17 protein-coding genes are annotated in these 22,562 nt (G+C 72.9%); 7 read left to right on the top strand and 10 right to left on the bottom strand.

Annotated elements, in window-relative coordinates; genetic code table 11:
- Positions 1-118 precede the first annotated feature (118 nt).
- From ACWDR0_RS30250 to ACWDR0_RS30205, 10 genes are all read right to left on the bottom strand, one after another.
- Positions 119-964, bottom strand: a complete 846-nt coding sequence (locus ACWDR0_RS30250) for a serine hydrolase (protein WP_456354991.1) — start codon at positions 962-964, stop codon at positions 119-121.
- Complete coding sequence (locus tag ACWDR0_RS30245; protein WP_456354990.1) at positions 961-2,634, bottom strand: N-acyl-D-amino-acid deacylase family protein; 1,674 nt, start codon at positions 2,632-2,634, stop codon at positions 961-963. The genes ACWDR0_RS30250 and ACWDR0_RS30245 overlap by 4 nt, the downstream gene beginning before the upstream one ends.
- Complete coding sequence (locus ACWDR0_RS30240; RefSeq protein WP_456354989.1) at positions 2,634-3,404, bottom strand: amino acid ABC transporter ATP-binding protein; 771 nt, start codon at positions 3,402-3,404, stop codon at positions 2,634-2,636. Before ACWDR0_RS30240 ends, ACWDR0_RS30245 begins: the two co-directional genes overlap by 1 nt.
- On the bottom strand, positions 3,401-4,369 hold the full coding sequence (locus tag ACWDR0_RS30235) for an amino acid ABC transporter permease (RefSeq protein WP_456354988.1): 969 nt from the start codon (positions 4,367-4,369) through the stop codon (positions 3,401-3,403). The genes ACWDR0_RS30240 and ACWDR0_RS30235 overlap by 4 nt, the downstream gene beginning before the upstream one ends.
- A 122-nt stretch (positions 4,370-4,491) precedes the next feature.
- Entirely contained in the window at positions 4,492-5,385 is an 894-nt protein-coding gene (locus ACWDR0_RS30230) for an ABC transporter substrate-binding protein (protein ID WP_456354987.1), read from the bottom strand.
- A gap of 265 nt (positions 5,386-5,650) precedes the next feature.
- On the bottom strand, positions 5,651-7,525 hold the full coding sequence (locus ACWDR0_RS30225; protein ID WP_456354986.1) for an SIP domain-containing protein: 1,875 nt from the start codon (positions 7,523-7,525) through the stop codon (positions 5,651-5,653).
- A 56-nt stretch (positions 7,526-7,581) separates the two neighbouring features.
- On the bottom strand, positions 7,582-8,622 hold the full coding sequence (locus ACWDR0_RS30220; RefSeq protein ID WP_456354985.1) for an ABC transporter substrate-binding protein: 1,041 nt from the start codon (positions 8,620-8,622) through the stop codon (positions 7,582-7,584).
- The gene (locus ACWDR0_RS30215) at positions 8,619-9,449 is read right to left on the bottom strand and encodes an ABC transporter ATP-binding protein (protein WP_456354984.1); all 831 of its coding nucleotides are present in this window, start codon (positions 9,447-9,449) and stop codon (positions 8,619-8,621) included. Before ACWDR0_RS30215 ends, ACWDR0_RS30220 begins: the two co-directional genes overlap by 4 nt.
- Positions 9,446-10,525 (bottom strand): FecCD family ABC transporter permease, encoded by a 1,080-nt coding sequence (locus ACWDR0_RS30210; protein ID WP_456354983.1) that lies wholly within the window; start codon positions 10,523-10,525, stop codon positions 9,446-9,448. Before ACWDR0_RS30210 ends, ACWDR0_RS30215 begins: the two co-directional genes overlap by 4 nt.
- On the bottom strand, positions 10,522-11,568 hold the full coding sequence (locus ACWDR0_RS30205) for a FecCD family ABC transporter permease (RefSeq protein ID WP_456354982.1): 1,047 nt from the start codon (positions 11,566-11,568) through the stop codon (positions 10,522-10,524). The genes ACWDR0_RS30210 and ACWDR0_RS30205 overlap by 4 nt, the downstream gene beginning before the upstream one ends.
- 131 nt (positions 11,569-11,699) lie before the next feature.
- Between ACWDR0_RS30205 and ACWDR0_RS30200 the strand changes: the two genes are divergently transcribed.
- The 7 genes from ACWDR0_RS30200 to ACWDR0_RS30170 all read left to right on the top strand — a co-directional run.
- On the top strand, positions 11,700-12,494 hold the full coding sequence (locus ACWDR0_RS30200) for an AraC family transcriptional regulator (RefSeq protein WP_456354981.1): 795 nt from the start codon (positions 11,700-11,702) through the stop codon (positions 12,492-12,494).
- Between the two features lie 340 nt (positions 12,495-12,834).
- The gene (locus ACWDR0_RS30195) at positions 12,835-14,223 is read left to right on the top strand and encodes an MFS transporter (RefSeq protein ID WP_456354980.1); all 1,389 of its coding nucleotides are present in this window, start codon (positions 12,835-12,837) and stop codon (positions 14,221-14,223) included.
- Between the two features lie 84 nt (positions 14,224-14,307).
- Positions 14,308-15,063, top strand: a complete 756-nt coding sequence (locus ACWDR0_RS30190) for a class I SAM-dependent methyltransferase (RefSeq protein WP_456354993.1) — start codon at positions 14,308-14,310, stop codon at positions 15,061-15,063.
- A 236-nt stretch (positions 15,064-15,299) separates the two neighbouring features.
- Complete coding sequence (locus tag ACWDR0_RS30185; protein ID WP_456354979.1) at positions 15,300-15,560, top strand: DUF6059 family protein; 261 nt, start codon at positions 15,300-15,302, stop codon at positions 15,558-15,560.
- Between the two features lie 348 nt (positions 15,561-15,908).
- Positions 15,909-17,891, top strand: coding sequence for an HAD-IIIC family phosphatase (locus tag ACWDR0_RS30180; protein ID WP_456354978.1), 1,983 nt, complete (start codon positions 15,909-15,911; stop codon positions 17,889-17,891).
- Positions 17,888-18,133 carry an acyl carrier protein gene (locus ACWDR0_RS30175; protein ID WP_456354977.1) on the top strand — a complete coding sequence of 82 codons (246 nt, stop codon included), beginning with the start codon at positions 17,888-17,890 and terminating at the stop codon, positions 18,131-18,133. Before ACWDR0_RS30180 ends, ACWDR0_RS30175 begins: the two co-directional genes overlap by 4 nt.
- Before the next feature lie 164 nt (positions 18,134-18,297).
- The coding region (locus ACWDR0_RS30170; protein WP_456354992.1) for a type I polyketide synthase at positions 18,298-22,562 on the top strand (4,265 nt) is incomplete at its 3' end.

Here is a 22,562-nt window from a genome sequence, read left to right as displayed (position 1 = left end):
GCCCGCTCCCTACAAAACCCGACCCGTACCCGAGGAATCACCATCGGATGCATATCGGTTCCCCCGTCTCTCCAGCCTTGTCTTCTCCGGCACGGTCAGTCCGCCGGGCCCGTGGCCGTCAGCCGCCGTCCCGGCCCGCGGCGTAGTCCGCCAGTGTCCGCCCGACGTCCCGGACGGCGCGCACCGCGGCCCGTTCCGTACTCTCCCCCAGCGCCGTGTCCCAGTGCGCCACCACCGCGTACGCCACCCGGCGCTCGCCGATGAACACCCCGGCGTCGGCACGGATCCCGGGGTCGGTGCCGGTCTTGTTGGCCACCAGCAGACCGCCGGGCAGCCGGTCGGGAAAGCAGGCGGCGTACGGGTCGTGGGAGACCAGCGCGGGCACCAGCCCGTGGTCCGTGTTCGACCGCATCCACCGCAGCAGCATCGCCGACGCGCCGGGGGAGACCAGGGTCCCCCGGGCCGCGTGGGCCACCAGCCCGGCGAGCGCCCGCGCGGTGCCGGTCGCGAAGACCGGCGGATCGCCGGGGCCCCGGACGTCACGGACCCGGTCGTGCAGCGCCAGCTCCTCCAAGGCGAGGCCCTCCGCCAGCGCGGCCGTCGACTCCCGCCCCACCAGCCTCAGCAGGGCATTGGTCGCGGTGTTGTCGCTGACGGACGCGGTCAGCCAGCACAGGTCCTCGACGGTCCACTCGCGCCCGCCGAGCCTCATCAGCAGCCCGGTGCCGTGCACCACGTCCTCCGCCGTCACGGCCACGGTCCGCCGGGGGTCCAGCAGACCGGCGTCCACTCGGCGGGCGACCTCCGCGAGCAGCAGCAGTTTGGAAGCGGAGGCGACCGGCAGCACGGCCGTGTCGTCGACGCCGGTGCTCCCGCCGTCGTCCACGTCGATCGCGGAGACGGCGAGAACCAGCGGAAGCGCGGCGGCGCTGCGGGCCGCCGCGGCCACCCGGGCCAGGGTCACGCCACCCTCACCACCCTTCCCGCACACTCCTTTGTCGGACGGCCGTCGCGGACCGCGGTCCGCCCGGCCACCACGACCGTACCGATGCCCTCGGGCGCCAGCAGCGGCCGGTCGAACGTCGCCCGGTCCCGTACCGTGTCCGGGTCCAGGACGACCAGGTCCGCGCGGGCCCCGTCGGCGATCGTGCCGCGCCCGGCCAGACCGAACCGCCGCGCGGGCAGCCCGGTCATCTTGTGGACGGCGGTCTCCAGGGAGAGCAGCCCCTCGTCGCGCCCGTAGTGTCCGAGGACCCGGGGGAAGCTGCCCGCCCAGCGCGGATGCGGGCGGCCCGGTTTGGGCACCCCGTCCGAGCCGATCATGGACAGGGGGCTGGTGAGCACCCGCCGGACGTCGTCCTCGCGCATGGAGTGGCTGATGATGGTCACCTCCCCGTGCTCGGCCAGCAGCAGATCGCAGACGAACTCCACCGGGTCCACCCCGCTCGCGGTGGCCAGATCGGAGATCCGGTGCCCCTCGGCCGCCGGATGCCGCCGGGCCGCGGCGACCGTGACGAGGTCCCAGCCGCCGTTGCCGACGGTGTTCTCCCAGCCCGCCACGCCCCGGGCGATGGAGGTACGGATCCGGTCGCGGACCTCGGGCCGCGGCAGCCGGCCGAGCAGGGCCCCGATACCGCCCTCGTTGGCCCACGGCGGCAGCAGGGCGTGCAGCACGGTGCTCCCCGCCGTATAGGGGTAGACGTCGCACAGCACGTCCAGGCCCTCGGCGCGGGCCCGCTCCAGGACGGGCAGGGTGCGCACGGTGGCGCCCCAGGCCCGGCGGCCCGCGGTCTTGTGGTGGGAGATCTGGAGCGGCGCGCCGGACCGGCGGGCGATCTCCAGCGCCTCCTCCAGCGCACTCTCCACCTGTGCCATCTCGTCCCGCAGATGGGTGACGTACGGCTTGCGGTGCCGGGCCGCGACCGCGGCCAGGGCCACCAGTTCGTCCGTGGACGCATAGCCGCCGGGCGGATAGATCAGCCCGCTGGAGAGCCCGGCGGCGCCGCTGGTGAGGGCCCGGTCGAGGAGTCCGCACATGGCGCTCAGCTCGTCGGCGCGGGCCGGGCGGTCCTCGAAGCCCATCACCCCGGCCCGCAGGGTGCCGTGCCCCACCAGGGAGGCGATATGGGTACGGCGCAGGGCCGGATCCTGACCGGCGGCAAAGCCGTCGAAGTCCGCGGCGGGCGGTACGGCGCCGAGGCCGAAGACCACCCGGACATGCTCGGCCAGTCCGGGCAGCCGCCCGGGGAGCGCCGGGAAGAGGCTGCTGCCGCAGTTCCCGGCGATCTCGGTGGTGACGCCCTGGAGGAGCGGCGCGAGGCGCAGTTCCTCCAGTACACCGGCGTCCGCACCGCCGCCGTCGCCGCAGGCGGCGAGGGCGTCGGAGTGGGTGTGCACATCGATGAAGCCGGGGGCGACGATCCGGCCGTCCGCGTCGACCGTCTCGGCCGCGGTGTGGTGTCCGCCCGGCGGCAGGACGGTGATCCGGCCGCCCTTGACGGCGACATCGGCCGGGCGGCGGGGTGCCCCCGTGCCGTCGACGACGGTGCCGCCGCGGATCAGCAGGTCGTAGCCGCCGTGTCCGGCGGGGGCCGGGACCGGTGCCTGGGCCGGTACGGCCGCGGTGCCGCCCATCACAGCACCGTCGACAGGAAGGCCCGGGTGCGGTCGTGCCGCGGGGCACCGAAGAACCGTTCGGGGCTGCCCTCTTCGACGGCGGCCCCCTGGTCCATGAAGAGGACGCGGTCGGCGACCTCGCGGGCGAAGCCCATCTCGTGGGTGACGACGATCATCGTCATCCCGTCGCGGGCCAGATCGCGCATCACGCCGAGGACCTCGCCGACGAGTTCGGGGTCGAGCGCCGACGTGGGCTCGTCGAAGAGCATCAGCGTGGGCTCCATGGCGAGGGCGCGGGCAATGGCGACGCGCTGCTGCTGGCCGCCGGACAGCTGGGCCGGATAGTGGTCGCCGCGGTCGGCCAGCCCGACCCGGTCGAGCAGCTCCCTGGCCTGCCGTTCGGCATCGGCCCGGGGGCGGCCCTTGACCACCAGGGGCCCCTCCATCACGTTCTGCACCGCCGTGCGGTGGGGGAAGAGATGGAAACGCTGGAAGACCATGCCGATCCGTTCGCGCTGCCGGCGGATCTCGCGCGCCCGCCGCTCGCGCAGCACACCGGAGGTGCCGTGCGGTTCGTAGCCGACGAGTTCTCCGCCGACCCAGATCCGGCCCGCGTCGATCTTCTCCAGATGGTTGAAGCAGCGCAGCAGGGTGGACTTGCCGGAGCCGGAGGGGCCGATGACACAGAGCACCTCACCGGCCGTCACATCGAGGTCGATGCCCTTGAGCACCTCGATGTCGCCGAACCGCTTCCGTACGCCGCGGGCCTTGAGGACGGTGTCGTTCACGCGGTGGCTCCCTTGCCGGTGCGGCCGGGTACGAGATGGGTCAGGACCCGGCGGCGCACCGGTACGGCACCGGGGTTGTAGCGCCGTTCGACGAAGTGCTGGGCGACGCTGGCGACCGTGGTGAGCACCAGGTACCAGATGGAAGCGACCATCAGCAGCGCGATGACCTCGAAGTTCGCCAGATAGAGATGCTGGGAGACGGTCATCAGATCGGAGCCGGCGATCACCGAGACCAGCGAGGTGGTTTTGAGCATGGAGATGAACTGGTTGCCGAAGGGCGGGATGATCACGCGCATCGCCTGCGGCAGGACGACGCGGGTCAGGATCCGCCGGTTCGACATGCCGATCGACTCGCCGGCCTCCCGCTGACCGGGGTCGACGCTCTGGATCCCGGCCCGCACGATCTCCGCCATATAGGCGCCCTCGTTGATGGAGAGGCCGAGCAGGGCGGCGACGAAGCCGGTGATGACCGCGTTCGTCTGCCACTCCACGAGCTTGGGGCCGTCGAAGGGCACACCGATGCCGATGACCGGGAAGAGCAGCGCGAGATTGAACCAGAAGATGAGCTGGACCAGCAGCGGGGTGCCGCGGAAGAACCAGGTGTAGGCCCCGGCGATGGTCCGCAGCACCGGACTCTCGGACAGCTGCATCACGGCGATGAGCACCCCGATGGCGATACCGACGGCCATCGAGATCATGGTGAGCTGGACGGTCACCCAGAGGCCCTTGAGGACCCGGTCGTCGAACTGGTAGTCGACGACGACGTCCCAGTGGAGATGGGGGTTGACGATGATCGTGTACGCCAGCCACACCGCGAAGAACAGGGCGGAGAGGACGGCCAGCCAGCGGCCGGGGCGGGGGCGGCGGGTCACCCGGAGCGCCAGGCCGCCGTCCTCCTCCGGCCTGCTGTCCGCGGTGCCGGGGCTCTTGGCGAGCACCGCCGGGCCCGGCGCCGTACCTGCCATTGCAGAATCGTTTCTGCTCGTCTTTGTGACGGCGGGGCCGGTTCGCTCGGGTCCTTCGGCGCCCGGGTCCTCCGCCGGGGCCCGGCCGGGGCTCTTGTCCGGATCGTTCATTTCGGCCGCCCTCATGTGCCGTCGTTGACGGTCGCCTTGGGCACTGCGCTGCCGCCGACCCCGTAGGAGTCGAGGATCTTCCGGTAGCCGCCGTCGTCGATCAGCCCCTGGAGGGCCCGCTGGACGGCGTCGCGCAGGGCGGCGCGGTCCTTGGCGAGGGCGATGCCCCAGGGGGCCGTGCCGTACTGCTCGGGGAGCGCCTCGTACGCCCCCTTCTCCTTCACGAACATCGCGGCGACGGGATAGTCGACGATGGTGGCGACGGCGCGTCCGCTCTCGATCTGGAGCAGCCCGGTCGGGGCGTCCTCGCTCTGCGAGATCCGCATCTTCTTGTCGCAGCGTGTGTTCTGCTCCTGGCCGATGGCGAGGTTGGAGCTGCCCTTGGCGAGCACCACGGACCGGCCGCAGAGGTCCGCGAGGTTCTTGATGCCCTCCGGGTTGCCCTTCTTCGTCATGATCACTCCGCCGGTGCGGAAGTAGTCGACGAAGTCGACCGCCTTGCGCCGCTCGGCGCTGTCGGTCATGGACGACATCACCAGGTCGAAGCGGCCCGACGTCAGTCCGGGGATCAGCCCGTCGAAGGCGGCGTTGGTGAGTTCCAGCTTCAGGTCGAGCCGCTCGGCGACGGCCCGGGCCAGATCGGGGTCGACCCCGGTCAGCTCGGTGGTGCCGGGCTTGTACATCTCCATGGGCGGATAGCCGACGGCGGTGGCGACCCGCAGGACGCCCTTCTTCCGGATGTCCGCCGGGACCAGTTCGGGGGCGCTCTTGCCCGCCGCGGCGGGGGCCGTGTCGCCGCCGCTGCCGCCGCCCTGGTCGGAGCGTCCGCAGGAGACGGTCACGAGGGCGGCGATGGCCAGGGCCACGAAGGAGCCGGCCCGTCTCCGTATTGTCACCATTGCCATCGTTTCTCCTTGTTTTGCCTGAGTGATGACGTGCGGTGATGCTGGCAGTTGGGTGGCGGGGAGCGGAAGATGATGAAGCCATTCGCGGGTGAGCATCGAATTCGGTACGCCTTGCGCGGGGCGTACCGCGCGAGGGCACGCGAGCCCGGCACAACCCGGAGGACACGACCTCGCGGCGCCGGACGCGGAAGAGGCCCGGCGGAATGCCGGGCCTCTTCCCGTGGTGCGGCAAAGCCGCCGGCGGCGCGGCCGCCGCGGTACCGCGTCAGTCCGCCGCGGCGGCCGGGGTCAGCTCCCACAGCCGGTGGTCCCAGCCGATGTCGTGGTGCGCGCCGACCATGAGTCCGGCCCGTGCAATCAGGTCCGTCACCGCACCGGCGTCCCGCAGCCCGGAGCCGAAGGCGCACTTGAGCCGCAGATGCTCCACGGCCGCCTCGGCGTCCTCCGGATCGGCCGCCGGAACCTGCTCGACCAGCAGCAGGGTGCCGCCGGGGGCGAGCGCGGCCCCGGTCTCGGCCAGGGTCTGGACGGCGTCCTCGTCGGGCAGCCAGGCCAGTGCCCGGGAGAGCAGTACGGTCTCCGATCCGGCGGGCACGCCCGCGGTCGCAGGCACCAGCTCCACCGAGGGCAGCACCTCGGTGTCCAGGATCCCGTCCGCCAGGACCCGGAGCACCGACGGCGGCGCCGCGATCCTGGCCCGCAGCTCCGGGAACGCCTTCACCAGGGCGTTGACCACGGTCGCCGCGCCCGGTCCGGCCGCGGTCAGCAGGGGCACCGCCGACCAGTCGGCCGCCTTGACGACGCCCGGGGCGATCCACCGGGCCTCCTCCTCGACCGCCGCCCGCGCGGTGCCCGCGAGACGCGGATCGCGGGCCATGGCGGTGGCGAGGGTCTCTCCGTCCCGGGTGCGGTAACCGGGCTCGCCGGTACGGAGGGTGTGCACCAGTCCGCTCAGGGAGAGGTCGAGCGCGGCGGCCGCCCCTTCCAGGTGGTACTCCTCCGACGAGTGGCCGTCCTCGACGAGTTCCTCGCCGACCGTGGTGAGCCGGTAGCCGCCGGGGCCGGCGGACAGCAGGCCGATATCGGTGAGATGGGTGAGGAGCGCCGTCAGCGCCGGCGCGTCGGTGTCGGTGCGCTCGGCCAGCGTCCGGGCGTCCCGCACCCCGCTGTCGACCAGGTCGAAGACGCCGAGGGTGACGGCGGCCCGGATGGTGAAGCCGGCGGTGAGGTCGGTGAGTTCGTGCAGCCGCTCATGGGCGTCGTCGACATCGACCTCGGCTCCGGCGTCGGCCGCCGGCTCGTCGGCGACGGGATCCGCGCCGGTCACGGGCGGTCCGGTCCGGCGCCAGTAGCCGGTGATGTGCGTGTGGTCGCGCGGCACACCGCGGTCGGCCACCAGATGGCGGCGCAGCCCCTTGAGCGCGAGCGTCTCGCCCGCGCACCAGGCGAAGACGCTGCCCGGCAGCCACTCGGCCTGCCGTACCGCCTGCTCCAGCAGCCCGGTGGTCCCGGCGGGCACCCCGTTCCGCGGGAGCCAGACGATCCGGGCGTCGGCCCGGGTGGGCAGCTCCTGACGGTGGCTGTCGTCCCCGATCTCGATGAACACCCGGGCGACGGTGCCCTCCGGCATCTCCGCGAGCCAGCGCCCGATGGCGGGCAGCGCCGTCTCGTCCCCGGCGATCAGCAGCCAGTCGGCACCCTCGGGATGGCTGTGGGACATCTTGGGACCGGCGATCCACGCGGTGTCGCCCGGGGCGGCCCGCTCGGCCCAGGAGGCGGCGACGCCGCCCTCGTGCCGGACGAAGTCGAAGTCGATCTCCCCGGCCCCCGGGTCGAAGCGGACCGGGGTGTAGTCCTTCGCCACCGGCCGGCCGTCCACCGGCCAGTCCAGGCTGCTGACGTTCTGCCGGGGCAGCAGAAGCCGCCCCGACTCGTCGGCGAAGAAGAACTTCACATGGTCGTCGAAGCCCTCGGTCCGCAGGGCCGGCAGCGTCAGCCCGTCGCGGGTGAAGGCGGCCAGCTGCGCACCGCCGAGCGTCACCCGGCGCATGCCCGGGGTGAGGTTCTCGGCGCGCAGCACGGTCAGTTCCCTGAGCACGATGGGAAAGGTCTCGACCGAACGGGGACTGCGGGCAGACACAGTTGCTCTTCTTTCGTGGAGGGGTGGTACGTCGGGCGGTGGCCCGGGCCGTGGCCTCAGCGGCCGGCGGCCGCCGCGGCCAGGATCGGGGTCAGCTTTTCCACGACCCACGGCGAGGTGAGCGCGTCCGGGTAGGCCATGGCCGACGCCAGGGTGTTCTTCGACGGGATGACGGCGAAGTTCTTCCGCTTCACCACGTCCAGCGAGCGGAAGAGCTTGTTGCCCTCCAGTTCGGCCGCGGACAGCAGGCCCTCGTCGCCGAACGGGTAGGTGAGCAGCAGCATGTCCGCTTCCAGCTCGTCGAGGTTCTCCAGGCTGATCGCGTTCTTCTTGGCGGTGTAGCTCTTCGACTTCTCGGTCTTGCGCAGCCCCAGCTCCTCGAAGACGCCGGGGTCCTGCTCGCCGTGGGACATAAAGGTGATCTGCTCGGGGTGGACCACGGCGTAGGTGTAGGTCTTGCCCTTGAGCTGCGGGTTGGCCGCCGCGGCGTCCGCGACCGCCTTCTCGTTCGCGGCGATGATCTTCTGTGCCTCGCCGGTCATGCCGAGTGCCTTCGCCGCGCCCAGCAGCCGGTCCTGCCAGGGGAGGGTGTCCGCGTGCTTCTTGTCGGTGTAGGTGACGACGGGGGCGATCGGCGACAGCTTGGCGTAGTCGGCCTCCATGGACCAGGTGTTCATGCCGAGGATGACGTCGGGGGCCTCGGCGGCGATCGCCTCGTAGTCGGTGCCGTCGGCGTCGTCGTACGTCTTCAGCTTTCCGGCGCCCAGCTTGTCCACGGCCCGCTGCTTGTACTCGGGCACCGGGCCGCCGTCCTCGGCGTCCGGGGTGATCACGGGGACGATCCCGAGGGCGAGCGCGATATCGGTGTCGCCGTCGGAGACCGTGGCCACCCGGACCGGCTTCTTCGTGACCTTCGACTTGCCCCACGCGGTGTCGACGGCGACCGGGAAGGACCCGGCGGTCCCGGCCGCGGGGGCGGCGTCGGCGCCGGAGTCGTCCTTGCCGCCGCAGGCCGTGACCAGGGCGAGGCAGGTGACGGCGGCGAGCAGGGTCCGGGTGGCGCCGCGGCGCCGGACGGGCCGTGCGAGAGGGTTCATCGGTGGTTCTCCTGCGTGAGGTGGCGCCGGCCGAGGGGGAAGATCTGCGGCCGGTCGGTTCGGGGGTGGGGCACGACGATGCAGTCGAGGCCGAAGACCTCGGCCACGGTCCGCTCGTCGAGTACTTCGGCCGGGGAGCCCCGGCGTACGACGCGGCCGTCGCGCAGCGCGACGATCGTCGAGGCGTACAGGGCCGCCTGGTTGAGGTCGTGGGAGACGAGGACGATGGTTTTGCCGGTCCGTTCGTTGAGATCGGCCAGCAGGTCCATCACCTCTATCTGGTGGGCGATGTCGAGATAGGTGGTGGGCTCGTCGAGCAGCAGCGTCGGGGTGTCCTGGGCGAGCGCCAGGGCGATCCACACCCGCTGGCGCTGGCCGCCCGACAACTGGTCGACCGGGCGGTCGGCGAGTTCGGCGGTGCCGGTGGCGAGCATCGCCTCGGCCACGACCTCGTCGTCGGCCGCGGTGGTCCGTCGGCCGAACCCCCGGTGCGGATGGCGGCCCCGGCGGACGAGGTCGCCCGCGGTGATGCTCTCCGGCGCGATCGGGGTCTGGGGCAGGATGCCGAGTCTGCGGGCCACCTCGCGGGTGGGCAGGGCGTGGATGTCGGCGCCGTCGAGCAGGACGGACCCGCCGTCGACCGGCAGCAGCCGGGCGATTGATTTGAGGAGTGTCGACTTGCCGCAGGCGTTGGGTCCGACGAGCGCGGTGATCCGGCCCGCCTCGATGGAGAGGGAGAGGTCCTCGACGACGCGGGTGCCGCCGTAGCCGGTGCTGATGCCGCGGGCCTCGATACGCGGACGGGCGGGTTCGGTGGGGCTTTTCACTCGGGGGCTCCCGGTCGGTGCCGCAGGATCAGTGCGACGAAGTAGGGTGCGCCGATCAGCGCGGTGAGGACTCCCGTGGGCACGGGGCTGATCAGGGGGGCGTTCTGGGCGAGGACGTCCGCGGTGATGACCAGGGCGGCGCCGATCGCGGGCGCGAAGGCGATGGCCCGCTCCTCGCCGACGAGCCGCCGGGCGATCGGCCCGCTGACCAGGGAGACCAGTCCGACGGGTCCGACGACGGAGGTGGCGAGGGCCGCCGCGGCGGCGCCGACGAGCAGGGCCGCGAGCCGTGCCCCGCCGACCCGGGTGCCGAGTCCGGTGGCGAGCTGGTCCCCGAGGGAGAGCGCGTTCAGCGGCCGGTGCAGCAGGGCGGCGGCCGCCGCGCAGACCGCGAGGCCCACGGCGAGGGTGGTGACACCGTCCCAGTCGGCGCCGCTCGCACTGCCGATCAGCCAGCGGGTGGCGACCGCGATGCTCTGCTTGTCGGCGACGGTGAGCAGGTAGTTGGTGTACGAGGTGCAGACCGCGCTCAGTCCGATGCCGACGAGGACCAGCCGGTAGGTGTCCACGCCGCCGCGCGAACTGAGCGCGTGGACGGCGGCGAGCAGTACGAACGAGCCGGTGATGGCGGCGAGCGGGGTGCCGAACGCGAAGGTCGCGGGGGCCGCGAGCAGGACGGTGGTGGCCCCGGCGGCGGCGCCCGCCGAGATGCCGACGATATCGGGCGTGGCCAGCGGATTGCGGATGAGCTTCTGGTAGATCGCGCCGGCCAGCCCGAACAGGGCACCGGCGAGCAGGGCCACGAGGGCCCGCGGCATCCGCAGTTGGAAGATCATGTAGTCGGCGAGTCCGGTGCGCAGCCCGAAGGCGGCGGGCAGGACATCGGCCGGGTCCACCCGGCCGACACCGCCCAGCAGTACGGATGCCGCGGTCAGCGCGATCAGCAGGACGGCCAGCACACCGGCGGTGACGGCGCTTCGGCGGTTGCGGGAGCGGCGCCGGTCCCGCAGCCGTGCGACGGCCCGCTCCTTCGCCGCGCCGGGTACGGGCTTCGGCGGCAGGGCGGTGGCCGTCACAGCTTCACCAGATTCCGCTGCCGGGCCAGCCAGACGAAGAAGGGTGTGCCGACGGCCGCGGTCATCACTCCGACCTGGACCTCGCCGTGGTCGACGACGAGGCGTCCTGCCGTGTCCGCGGCGGTCAGCAGGACGGCGCCGACGGCCATCGACAGCGGCAGGGACCACCGGTGGTCGGGTCCGACGAGCATCCGGGCGCAGTGCGCCGCGACCAGGCCGACGAAGGCCACGGGGCCGACGGCGGCGGTCGCCGCGGCACAGAGCAGCACCGCCACGGCGGCACAGCCGAGCCGGGCCCGCTCGACCCGCAACCCGAGCCCCCGGGCGGTCTCGTCGCCGAGACCGAGGATATTGAGGGTACGGCCGAGGGGCAGTGCGACGAGCAGCGCCGGTATCGCGAACAGGGCGATCTCGTCCAGCACCTTGGCCCGGCCGGTGAGCTGGCCGACGGACCAGAACCGCAGATGGGCGTAGACCGCGGGATCCCGGATCACCATCAGGGTGATCAGGGAGGACATCACCGCGGCGACGGCGACACCCGCGAGGACCAGGCCGATCGTGGAGCTGCCGACGGAACTCCGGGTGCCGATCAGCCAGACCAGGGCGGCGACCAGCGCGGAGCCGGCGAGAGCCAGCCAGAAGTAGCCGTGGACCCCGGTGACACCGAGGAACATGATGCCGATGACCACGAACATCGCCGCGCCCTGCTCGATACCGAGCACCCCGGGGTCGGCGAGCGGGTTCATGGTCAGCGCCTGCATGATCAGCCCGGAGGCGCCCAGCGCGGCACCGACGAGCAGCCCCAGGAAGGTCCGGGGGATGCGTTCGGTCCACAGGACCTGGGCGTTGTAGGCCTGCCGGCCGGGGTCGAGCAGGATCCGGACGATCTCCGGCGCCGAAATGTCGCGGGCACCGAGTCCGATGCTCGCGATGAGGGTGACCACCACCGCGACTGCGGCGAGGGCGGCCACGGGGGCACCGCGGGAGAGGCGGGTCCTGGCCGGTGCGGCTGCTGGTGCCACCGGCGGGGACATGGATGTCATGGGTCTTTCGGCTCCTCGTTCTCCGTACGGCAGGTTAGGCTACCCTTACTTCGTGCCCGGCGATCCAAGCCGGAGGTACACGACTCACACTCAGGGGTCGCTCCGGGCCCCGGGATCCTGGGGGACCGCAGATGACGACGCAGAGCGCCGAGCCGGTAAGAGCGGCGTCCCGGCGGACCGGGGGCCGCCCGGTGCAGCCGGCGCCCGAAGAGACGGACGACGACTTCATCGCGGCGGGCGGGCATCCCACCCATGTCCACGACTTCCACCAGTTTCTGTACGTCCCGGTGGGGCGCATCGTCGTGACGGCACAGGACGCCCGGCATGCGCTGTCGCCCTCCGTGGGGCTGTGGATGCCCGCGGGACTTCCGCACAGCGCCCGCTTCGACCCGGACGCGCTGGTGCTCAGCGAGACCTTCGACATCCCCGGCTACGCGCTGCCGTACCGTGCGGCGACCCCCGTGAACATCGGTACCGGCCTGCGCCGGCTGCTGCTGGCCCGGATGCGCGGCCTCGACTCGGCCCCCGGCGACGACGCCCTGTTCGCGGCGCTGACCGAAGGTCCCGCCGGACGCCTTCCGCTGCCCCGGCCCACCGGTGAAGCCGCCCGGGCCGTGGCGGAGGAACTGCTGCGCCACCCCGGTGACCCGCGTACCGCGGAGGAGTGGGCCAGGGCGCTGTACACCAGCTCCACCAGTCTGCGGCGGGCGTTCCGCGCGGAGACCGGTATCGCCTTCTCCGAGTGGCGCACCCGGCTGCGTCTCAACCGGTCGCTGGAACTGCTGGAGGACGGGCAGATGGTGGGCGCGGTCGCGGCCAGGGTCGGCTTCGTCAGCACCAACGGCTACATCCTGGCGTTCCGGAAGCACTTCGGCCGTACGCCCGGGGCCTATGTGCGGGAGTGCGCGGAGGGTACGGCGGCATAACGGGGCGACGGCACGGGGCGTGGGGGTGACGGCGTGGGCCGGACGCACGGGCCCGGCGATCGCCGTTGGGCCTCCCCGGACGCGGCGCCGGACCGGGCTTGACCCCGGCCGGGAAGGGATAGTTAGGTAAGGCTCCCCTAAGATCCCGCATGCGGTGTTCGTCGTCGCCCTGCCGCGGGGAGAGGACGCCCCGCCATGACCCCGACGGCCGGAATCCCGGCCTGCCCACCGTCCCGCCCCGCGCCGTCGGTTCGCCGCCGGACGGATTCGCGCTCCATCCGTCCGGCATCCGGGTCCGGGGCGCGCCGGTCCGCCGCGGGCGCCGGGCGCGGAGGTGTCCGTGCGGGCGCGTGATCTCCTCCTCGACATCGAACCCCTGCGTACCAGCCCCGACTTCCGCGCCATCTTCATCGCACGGGTGGTGTCGCTGTTCGGGCTCGGTATGGCGGCGGTGGCCCTGGCGTTCCAGGTCTACGATCTGACCGGATCGACCGTCGATGTCGCGATCACCGGCGTCGTCATGAGCGTCACCGTCCTGCTGGGCTCCCTCTGGGGCGGCTGGGCCGCCGACCGCACCGACCGCCGGAAGCTCATCATCCGGGCCCGTGGCGCGGCCGCCCTCGCGTTCGCCGGACTCGCCGTCAACGCCTTTCTGCCCGAGCCGCAGCTCTGGGCCGTTCAGCTCTGCGTGGCCTGGGACGGACTGGCCACCGGGGTCAGTGTGACCGCGCTGATGGCCGTCGCGCCCACCCTGGTCCGGCCGGACCAGCTGCCCGCCGCCGGGGCTCTGATTTCGCTCACCGGCGAGATCGGGTCGATCGCCGCCCCGCTGCTCGGCGGTGTGCTGCTCGCCGCGGCCGGACCCGGGCCCGTCTTCGCTTTCGCCGCGCTGACCACCGCCGTCACCACGGCACTCGTCGCCCGGATCCGGCCGCTGCCGCCGGTCCGCAAACCGGCGGACCCGGCCTCCCCGGTCTCCGCGGTCTCCGCGGTCTCCGCGGACGATACGGACTCCGGGCGCCCGGAGGACGGTGCGGACGGCGGCTCCCTGCTGGTCGCGCTCCGCTACGCGGTACGGGACCGGGTCCTCGGCGGCCTGCTCCTGCTCGGTCTGGTGACGGCCGTGTTCAGCATGCCCGCCGTACTCTTCCCCGAACTGGTCGCGGAACGGTTCGGCGGCGAAGAAATCGCACTCGGCCTGCTCTACACCGCACCGGCCGTCGGTTCGGTCCTGACCTCGGCCACCAGCGGCTGGCTCGGCCGGACCGCCCGCCCCGGACGGCTGCTGCTGGCCGCCGCGTTCACCGGCGGTCTGGCGACCATCGGCTTCGGGCTCAGCGGACATCTCTGGACGGCCGCCCTCGCGCTGGCGGTCGCCGGGGCCGCCGGAACCGTGTACGAGATCCTCGAATACGCCCTGATCCAGCACAACACCCCCGATCATCTGCGCGGCCGTATCGTCAGCGTCGTCACCGCCCAGGGCACCACCGGCGGCATGGCGGGGGACGCCGAAGTCGCGCTGCTCTCCCGCTGGTTCGGCCCCGGCGCCGCCGCCCAGGTCAACGGTGCCGTCTGCGCGGCCGCCGCCGTACTGATCGCGCTGCTCGTGCCCGGAATCCGCCGCGCGACCCTGCCCGCCCCGGACCGGGACGGCCCCGGTGGACCGGCCCCGGACCCGGGTGCGCACCCGGCCGCGGACGGAGACAAGGCTCCGGCCGCCGGCCTTTGACCGTGAAAACCATTGGTGCCCGGCTTGCTCCGCTGATGCACTGACGTCCCGCCGTGAGTCTGCCGCGTGACGGAGGTAGTGGTGATGACAGGTTATGGCGTGCTTGCCGAGGTCTACGAATGGCTCATCTCGGATGCAAGACTGCCTCCGGCCGAGTTCGCCGCGTCGTACGACGACGTCCTCGGTCTCCTGCCGCCGAACGCCCATGTCCTCGACTGCTCGTGCGGAACCGGACAGTTGGCGGTCGGCCTCGCCGGTCGTGGCATGCAGGTTGTCGCAACCGACGCCAGCGAGGCGATGGTTCGCCGGACTGCGGAGCTGTCCGAGGAGTTCGGGGCGTCCGTCCGGGCCGTACGGGCCAACTGGGAAGAGTTGCCCGGCCATTTCCAGGACAACACCTTCGACATGGTGTTCTGCGTCGGCAACTCGCTTCACCATGCCACGGGCGCGACAGGCAGGGCCGCTGCCCTGGAGTCGATGTCACGGCTGCTGCGCCCCGGCGGGCGCCTGGTACTCACATCCCGCACTTGGGAACTGGTGAGGGCCAGAGGTTCCCGGCTGGAGATCGGTGACCGACTCGTCCGCCGGAACGGTCGCGATGCCGTCGTGGTCTACCGCTGGGAGATCGCGCCGCATTGGGAGGAGGAGCACCATATCGAGATTGCGATCGCGCAAGTCGATGCGACCGGGTTGGTTCTCGTCCGCTCGGAACTACTGTCCTGCTGGCCCTATCGGTACGAGGAACTCGAAGCCGAGCTGCACCGGGCCGGACTCCGGACGGAACTGAGCACGTTCGATCCCGAGGCCGAGAACTACATGGTGGTCGCGAACAAGACATAGACAACGGACTCGAAGTCCCCGCCCGGACCGCGCGGTTGCTCGCAGGACGCCTGCGCCCTCTCATCGGTCCGGGTTCACGAGGCCAGCGCAACACCTCGGGACGAGGAGTGCTCGCCGATCGGAAACCGCCAACCCGCTTCGGAAGCGCTTCAGCCGCGTTCAAGCACTGGTCAAGCGGGGTAGACGAAGGTATTGCTGCCCCGCCCGGTACCCCCGACCAGCGAACGAGGTGAGCGATGCCCGGCAGATTCCGCCGCACGGCGCGCCTCGGGCTGATCCCGCTGCGCTTCGCCTACCACGCGCTCTCCCTGTACGGACGCATCTGGGCGCCGCTGCCCCCGGCCCCGCCCGAATCCGCCGACGTGTCCGGCTCCCGGCGTCCACCGAGCACACCGCCCGGTCACCCCGAACGCGTCGGCGCGCCCGTGCCACAGACCCCCGCGGAGGCCGCCCTCGCCCGCCGCCTCGAAGAGGTCTTCCGGGGGTACGCGGGCTGACCGGCCCGACCGTGCCGCGCCCGCTCCCGCCGGCACGGCGACCGGATTGCCGTACGGCGGGAGTACGGCATACGGCGGGAGCACCGCATACGGCGGGAGCCCCGTACGGCCGGACCCGCACCCGGCGGCGCACCCGGCGGGAGCCCCGCGCCCCGCACCGACCGGGCGCGCCCCGTCCGCGCCGCGCCTCCGCGCCGCCGCCCCGTACCCGTCCCCACCGCCCGCGCCCCGGACCGCGGCCGGCAGGGGCCGGGAGCCGCCCCGTCGTCCCCGGCCCGCGCTGATCCTCCGGGGACGACGGGGCAGCCCTTAGGTAATTATTTAGATCCCGCTCCGACGATGTCCCGTATGGACCTCGCGACCCCAGCAGTACCCGTGGGCGAGGAGATCGCCGCACTCCACCGCGACCACCGCCTGGCCACCGACTACCCGAGGCTGACCGGTCTCCTTGCCGAGGCGACCGACGAGGAACGGGAACGGGCCGGGCGGCTGCTCGGCTTCCTCGACCCCGACGAGGTCCGGCGCGCCCACCCCGGCCTGCCGGCCCTGCGCACCGCCGTCACCGGCGACGGCACCCTCGCCCCCCTGATCCCGGCGCTCGCCGCCGAAGCCGCCCGGCACGGTCTGCTGCTGCCGGTCACCCAGTCCCCGTACAACACCTGGGTCCATGAACTCTCCGACCCGGGAAGCGATCTCCGCACCGCCCGGCCCGGACTCGTCCTCTGTGTACTGAGCCCCGCCGTGGTCACCGCGGAGCTGCCCTCGCCCTGGCACGTCGACGACGTCCGGCAGGTCCTGGCGGCCAAGACCGCGCTCATCGAGGACCTCGCGGACCGGTTCACCGGGACCGGCGAGGGAACCCTCGTCCTCAACACCCTCCTGCTGCCCCGCGAACTCACCGCGCAACTCCTCGACCACCGCTCCCGAGCCCGGCTCGGCATCGTCTGGCGCGAAGCCAATCTGCGTCTGCTGCGGCTCGCCGAACGGCACCCCCGGCTCGTCGTCCTCGACCTCGATCCGCTGGCCGCCGAGACCCCCGCCCACGACCCCCGGCTCAGCGCCTACGCCAAACTGCACCTGTCGCCCGGGCTCCTCGGCCGCTACGCCCGCGAGGCCGGACATCTCGCCCGCCGACTCCTCGGCCGGACGAAGAAGGCGCTCGTCCTCGACCTGGACGGCACGGTCTGGGGCGGGATACTCGGCGACGACGGGCCCGAGGGAATCGAGGTCGGCGACGGCCCCCGCGGCGAGGCGTTCACCGCCTTCCAGCGCGTTGCCCGCCAGATCGGCTCCCAGGGCGTCCTGCTCTCCGTCGTCAGCAAGAACGACGACGAACCGGTCCGCCGGGTGCTGCGCGAACACCCCGGCATGCTCCTGCGCGAGGACGACTTCGTCCGCGTCACCGCCAACTGGCAGCCCAAGCACCTCAACCTGCGGGCGCTCGCCGACGACCTCGGGATCGGCGCGGACAGCTTCGTCTTCGCCGACGACAGCCCCTACGAATGCGGGCTGGTCCGCCGGGAGATCCCCGGGGCCGCCGTGGTCCGGCTCGACGACGAGCCCGCCCACCACATCACCCGGCTGCTCGCCGACAACTGGTTCGACAGCGCCGAACTCACCGCCGAGGACCGGACCCGCGCCGCCCACTACCGCGACGACCTGGCGCGCAAGGACTTCCGCCACGGCTTCGACTCCCTGGAGGGCTATCTCGGCGAGCTGGGTGTCACCGTACGGCTGGCCCCCGCCACCCCCGCGGACATCCCCCGGCTCTCCCAGATCACCCTGCGCACCAACCAGTTCAACCTCACCACCGTCCGGCTCGGCCGGGCCGACGTCGAAGCGCTGCTGGACCGCCCCGGCACCCTGGCCCTCACCATCCGCAGCACCGACCGCTTCGGCGACAACGGCACGGTCGGCGCCGTACTCGCCACCCGGCACGGTACCGCCCTCGTCATCGACAACTTCCTGCTGAGCTGCCGGGTCTTCGCCCGCGGCATCGAGCAGGCCGTCGTCGCCGCCCTGCTGCGGTACGCCGGAGAGAGCGGGCTCACCGAGGTTTTCGGAGTCCACCGGCCCACCGCGAAGAACGGCAAGACCGCCGGTTTCTACCCGCACCACGGCTTCACCCCGGTCCCGGCCGGCGCGCTCCCCACCGGATCCCCGGCCGGAGCCCCCGCCGGGCTGCCGGACCCCGGGGTGCCCGGCGCGCCCGGCGACGCCGTAGCGCCGGAGTCCGAGGGCCTTACGGTCCACCGCCACGACCTGCGGACCCTCCCGGCCGTCCCCGCCCATATCCGTCTCGACGCGACCTTCGAAGGGCCCACCCCGTGAACAGCATCGACGATTTCATCGGCATCCTCCGCGACGAACTCGGCCTCCCGGTCGGCCCCGAGGACCTCGGGCGCGGCCTCGACGACGTCGACGGCTGGGACTCGGTCCACCTCCTCGCCCTCGTCACCGTCCTGGAACGCATCACCGGCACCCGGGTCTCCCTCCCCGACGCCCTCGAAGCGACCAGCCTGGAGCACCTCTACACGGTGGTCTCCGGACGGCGGCCCTCCGCGGCCCCCTGACCCCGCCGCGGCCCCGGCCGTCCGCGTACCGAAGCGGTCCGTGTACCGAAACCGTCCGCGTACCCGAGCCGTCGGCACGCCTCGCCCATGCCACACCCCCCGCGCCACAGCCCCGCGCCACAGCCCCCGCGCCCGAAAGGAACGGACCGTTGACTCCTGCCGAGGTGAGTGAGCACCCGAACCCCACTCCCCAGGACCCGGGCGCCGCGACGGCGCCCGTCGCCGTCGTCGGACTCGCCTGCCGCCTCCCGCAGGCCCCCGACGCCGCCACCTTCTGGGACAACCTCCGCAGCGGAGCCGACGCCGTCACGGACGTCCCCGCCGAACGCTGGGACATCGAGACCTACTACTCCGCCGACCGGGACGCCCCCGGCCGCACCCACCAGCGCCGCGGCGCCTACCTCGACCGGATCGACGGATTCGACGCCGCGTTCTTCGGGATCTCCCCGCGCGAGGCCACCGCCATGGACCCGCAGCAGCGACTCGTCCTCGAACTGGGCTGGGAGGCCCTGGAGGACGGCGGAATCGTCCCCGGCACCCTGCGCGGCAGCGCCACCGGCGTCTTCGTCGGCGCCATCGGCGACGACTACGCCACCCTGCTGCGCCGCCAGGGCCCCACCGGCATCGACCGTCACACCCTCACCGGTCTCAACCGCGGCATCATCGCCAACCGCGTCTCCCATGCCCTCGGACTCCAGGGCCCCAGCGTGACCGTCGACACCGCCCAGTCGTCGTCCCTGGTCGCTGTCCACATGGCCTGCGAGAGCCTGCGCCGAGGCGAGACCACCCTCGCCCTGGCCGGCGGGGTCAATCTGAACATCGTCCCCGAGAGCACCATCGGCGCCGCCAAGTTCGGCGGTCTCTCCCCGGACGGCCGCTGCTACACCTTCGACGCCCGCGCCAACGGCTATGTCCGTGGCGAGGGCGCCGGACTGGTCGTCCTCAAGCCCCTGCACCTGGCCCTGCGCGACGGCGACCGGATCCATGCCGTCATCCGCGGCAGCGCCGTCAACAACGACGGAGCCACCAACGGCCTCACCACCCCCAGCGCCGGCGCCCAGGAACGCGTTGTCCGCGAGGCCCTCGCCAGGGCCGGAGTCGCCGCCGAGGACGTCCAGTACGTCGAACTCCACGGCACCGGTACGCCCGTCGGGGACCCCGTGGAAGCCGCGGCCCTCGGCGCCGTCTTCGGCCCGCCCCGGCCCGGCGGCACCCCGCTGACCGTCGGCTCCGTCAAAACCAACATCGGCCATCTCGAAGGCGCCGCGGGCATCGCCGGACTGCTCAAGACCATCCTCGGCATCCGCCACGGCCGGATCCCCGGCAACCTCCACTTCGACACCCCCAACCCGGACATCCCGCTGGCCGAACTCAACCTGCGCGTCGCCACCACCGACGCGCCCTGGCCCCGGCCCGACCGGCCTCTGATCGCCGGAGTCTCCTCCTTCGGCATGGGCGGCACCAACTGCCATCTGGTACTGGAGGCACCCCCCGCCGCGGCACCCGCCGCACCCTCCGGTGCGGCCGCCGCCGAGCAAGCGGAGGCCGCTGAGCACGCTGAGCATGCGGAGAACGGCGAACATGCAGAGAACGGCAAGGACGCGGCGAACGCTGACGCCGCCTCTGCCCGGAACCTGCCGTGGGTGGTGTCCGCCCGGAGCCGCAAGGCGCTGCGCGCCCAGGCCCGGCGGCTGCGGGACCTCGTCGCCGACCGCCCCGGCACCGAACCGGAGGCGCTGGCGCACGCCCTGGCCACGACCCGAACCGCCTTCACCCACCGCGCCGCGGTGGTCGCCACCGGCACGGCCGGACTCCTCGACGCCCTGGGCACGATCGCCGCCGGCCGGGACGACATACCCGGCACCGTCCTCGGAGTCGTACGCAACCCGGCCGACCCCGCCTTCGTCTTCGCGGGGCAGGGCGCCCAGCGTCCGGGCATGGGCCGCGGACTCCACAAGGCGTTCCCCGTCTTCGCCCGGGCCTTCGACGAGGCGGTGGCGGCCGTCGACCGGGCCCGCGGCGATTCCCTGCTGGACGTGGTGTGGGGGTCCGACGCGGCGGCACTGGAGCGGACGGAGTACGCCCAGCCCGCCCTCTTCGCCCTGGAGACGGCCCTGTTCCGCCTCTGGGAGTCCTGGGGCGTCGTGCCGCGCCGGGTCGCCGGGCACTCCGTCGGGGAGATCGCGGCCGCCCACGCGGCGGGAGTACTCACCCTCCACGACGCCGCCGCGCTCGTCACCGCCCGCGGACGGCTCATGCAGCGGCTGCCCGCGGGCGGCGCGATGGTGTCCGTCGCCGCCGACGAGGCAACCGTCACCGCGGCCCTCGCCGAGACCGGCGGAGAGGCCGATATCGCCGCCGTCAACGGACCGCGGTCCGTGGTGATCTCCGGCCCCGGACCCGCCGTCACCGCCACCGCGGCCCTGCTGACCGCGAAGGGGGTCCGCTGCCGTGCGCTGAAGGTGTCCCACGCCTTCCACTCCCGGCTGATGGAACCCGCGCTGGACGAGTTCGCCGCCCTGGTCGCGACCGTACGGTTCGCGGCCCCGCGCATTCCGCTGGTCTCCACCGTCCTGGGCCGCGAGGTGACCCGGGAGGAGCTGGCGGACCCCGGCTACTGGCTCGCCCAGGCCCGCCACGCGGTGCGGTTCCACGACGCGGCCGTCGCCATCGGGGAGGCGGGAGCCACCGCCTACCTCGAAATCGGCCCCGACTCCACCCTGACCGGGCTGCTCGCCCGGGGCGCCGGAGCCGACGCCGTACGCATCGCCTCCCTCCACAAGGACCGGCCCGAGGCGGAGACCGTGACCCGGGCCCTCGCCGCCCTCTGGGCCACCGCGGGCACCGCCGTGGACTGGGACGCGCTGCTCGACCGCCCCGCCGCCCGGATCGAACTGCCGACCTACGCCTTCCAGCGCCGGCGCCACTGGCCGGACGCCGCGGCCGGGTCCGGCGAGCCCGCGCCGGCCCCGGAGCGGGTCGGCGGAACCGGACCTGCGCCGACAGCGGCCGAGGACAGCGGCCGGTCCGAGGACACCGATCGGACCGAGGACACCGATCGGACCGAGGACACCGATCGGTCCGACGACACGGGCGGGTCCGAGGAGACCGGCCGGTCCGACGACGGCGGACTCGCCGGTCTGCTGCGCGCCCTCCCCGGGGACGAACAGGACCGCCGTCTGCTGGAACTGGTCCGCACCCATGCCGCGATCACGCTGGGACACGTCGGCCCCCGGTCCGTCGACCCCACCCACACCTTCGAAGAACTCGGATTCGACTCCCTCAGCGGAGTGGAGTTCGCCGACCGGCTCGCCGCCGCCACCGGACTCAAGCTCTCCGGCGGGCTCGTCTACGACCATCCGACGGCCGACGCCCTCACCCGCCATCTGCGCGAGCGGCTGCTCGGCACCGCTACGGGTACCGGTGCCGGGGACTCCGCCCGCGCCCCGGGCCGGAACCGGCCCGCAGCCTCCGCCGCGCTGTCCGACGAGCCCATCGCCATCGTCTCCATGGCCTGCCACTACCCCGGCGGAGTGGACTCCCCGGAAGACCTCTGGCGGCTCGTCGCCGAGGAACGCGACGTCATCTCCGAGTTCCCCGGCAACCGGGGCTGGCGCACCGACGAACTGTACGACCCGCGGCCCGGCGAGCCCGGCCGCACCTACACCCGCCACGGCGGCTTCCTCCATGACGCCGACCTCTTCGACCCCGAGTTCTTCGGAATCTCCCCGCGCGAGGCCGCGGCCATGGACCCGCAGCAGCGCCTGCTGCTCCAGACCTCCTGGGAGCTGCTGGAGCGCGGCGGGGTGATCCCCGCCGAACTGCGCGGCACGGACGTCGGGGTGTATGTGGGGGCCATGTCCCAGGACTACGGACCCCGGCTCCACGAGTCCGCCGACGGCCTGGAGGGCTATCTCCTCACCGGCAGCACGGCCAGCGTGGCCTCCGGACGGATCGCCTATGCCCTCGGACTCACCGGCCCGGCGGTGACCGTGGACACGGCGTGCTCGTCGTCGTTGGTTGCGCTGCATCTGGCGGTGCAGGCGCTGCGGCAGGGCGAGTGCACGATGGCGATCGCGGGCGGCGCCGCCGTCATGGCGACCCCCGGCATGTTCGTCGAATTCGCCCGCCAGCGCGGACTCTCTCCCGACGGTCGTTGCAAGGCGTTTGCGGAGGGGGCGGATGGGACGGGGTGGAGTGAGGGTGTGGGGTTGTTGTTGGTGGAGCGGTTGTCGGATGCGGTGCGGTTGGGGCATCGGGTGTGGGGTGTGGTGCGGGGTTCTGCGGTGAATCAGGATGGTGCGTCGAATGGGTTGACGGCTCCGAATGGTCCGTCGCAGGAGCGGGTGATTCGGGCGGCGTTGGGGTCGGGTGGTTTGGGTGCGGGTGATGTGGATGTGGTGGAGGGGCATGGGACGGGGACGGGGTT

This window comes from Streptomyces sp. NPDC003691, assembly GCF_053981115.1.
The sequence above is the reverse complement of the archived record's forward strand: the minus strand, read 5'-3'. Positions and strand labels throughout refer to the sequence as shown.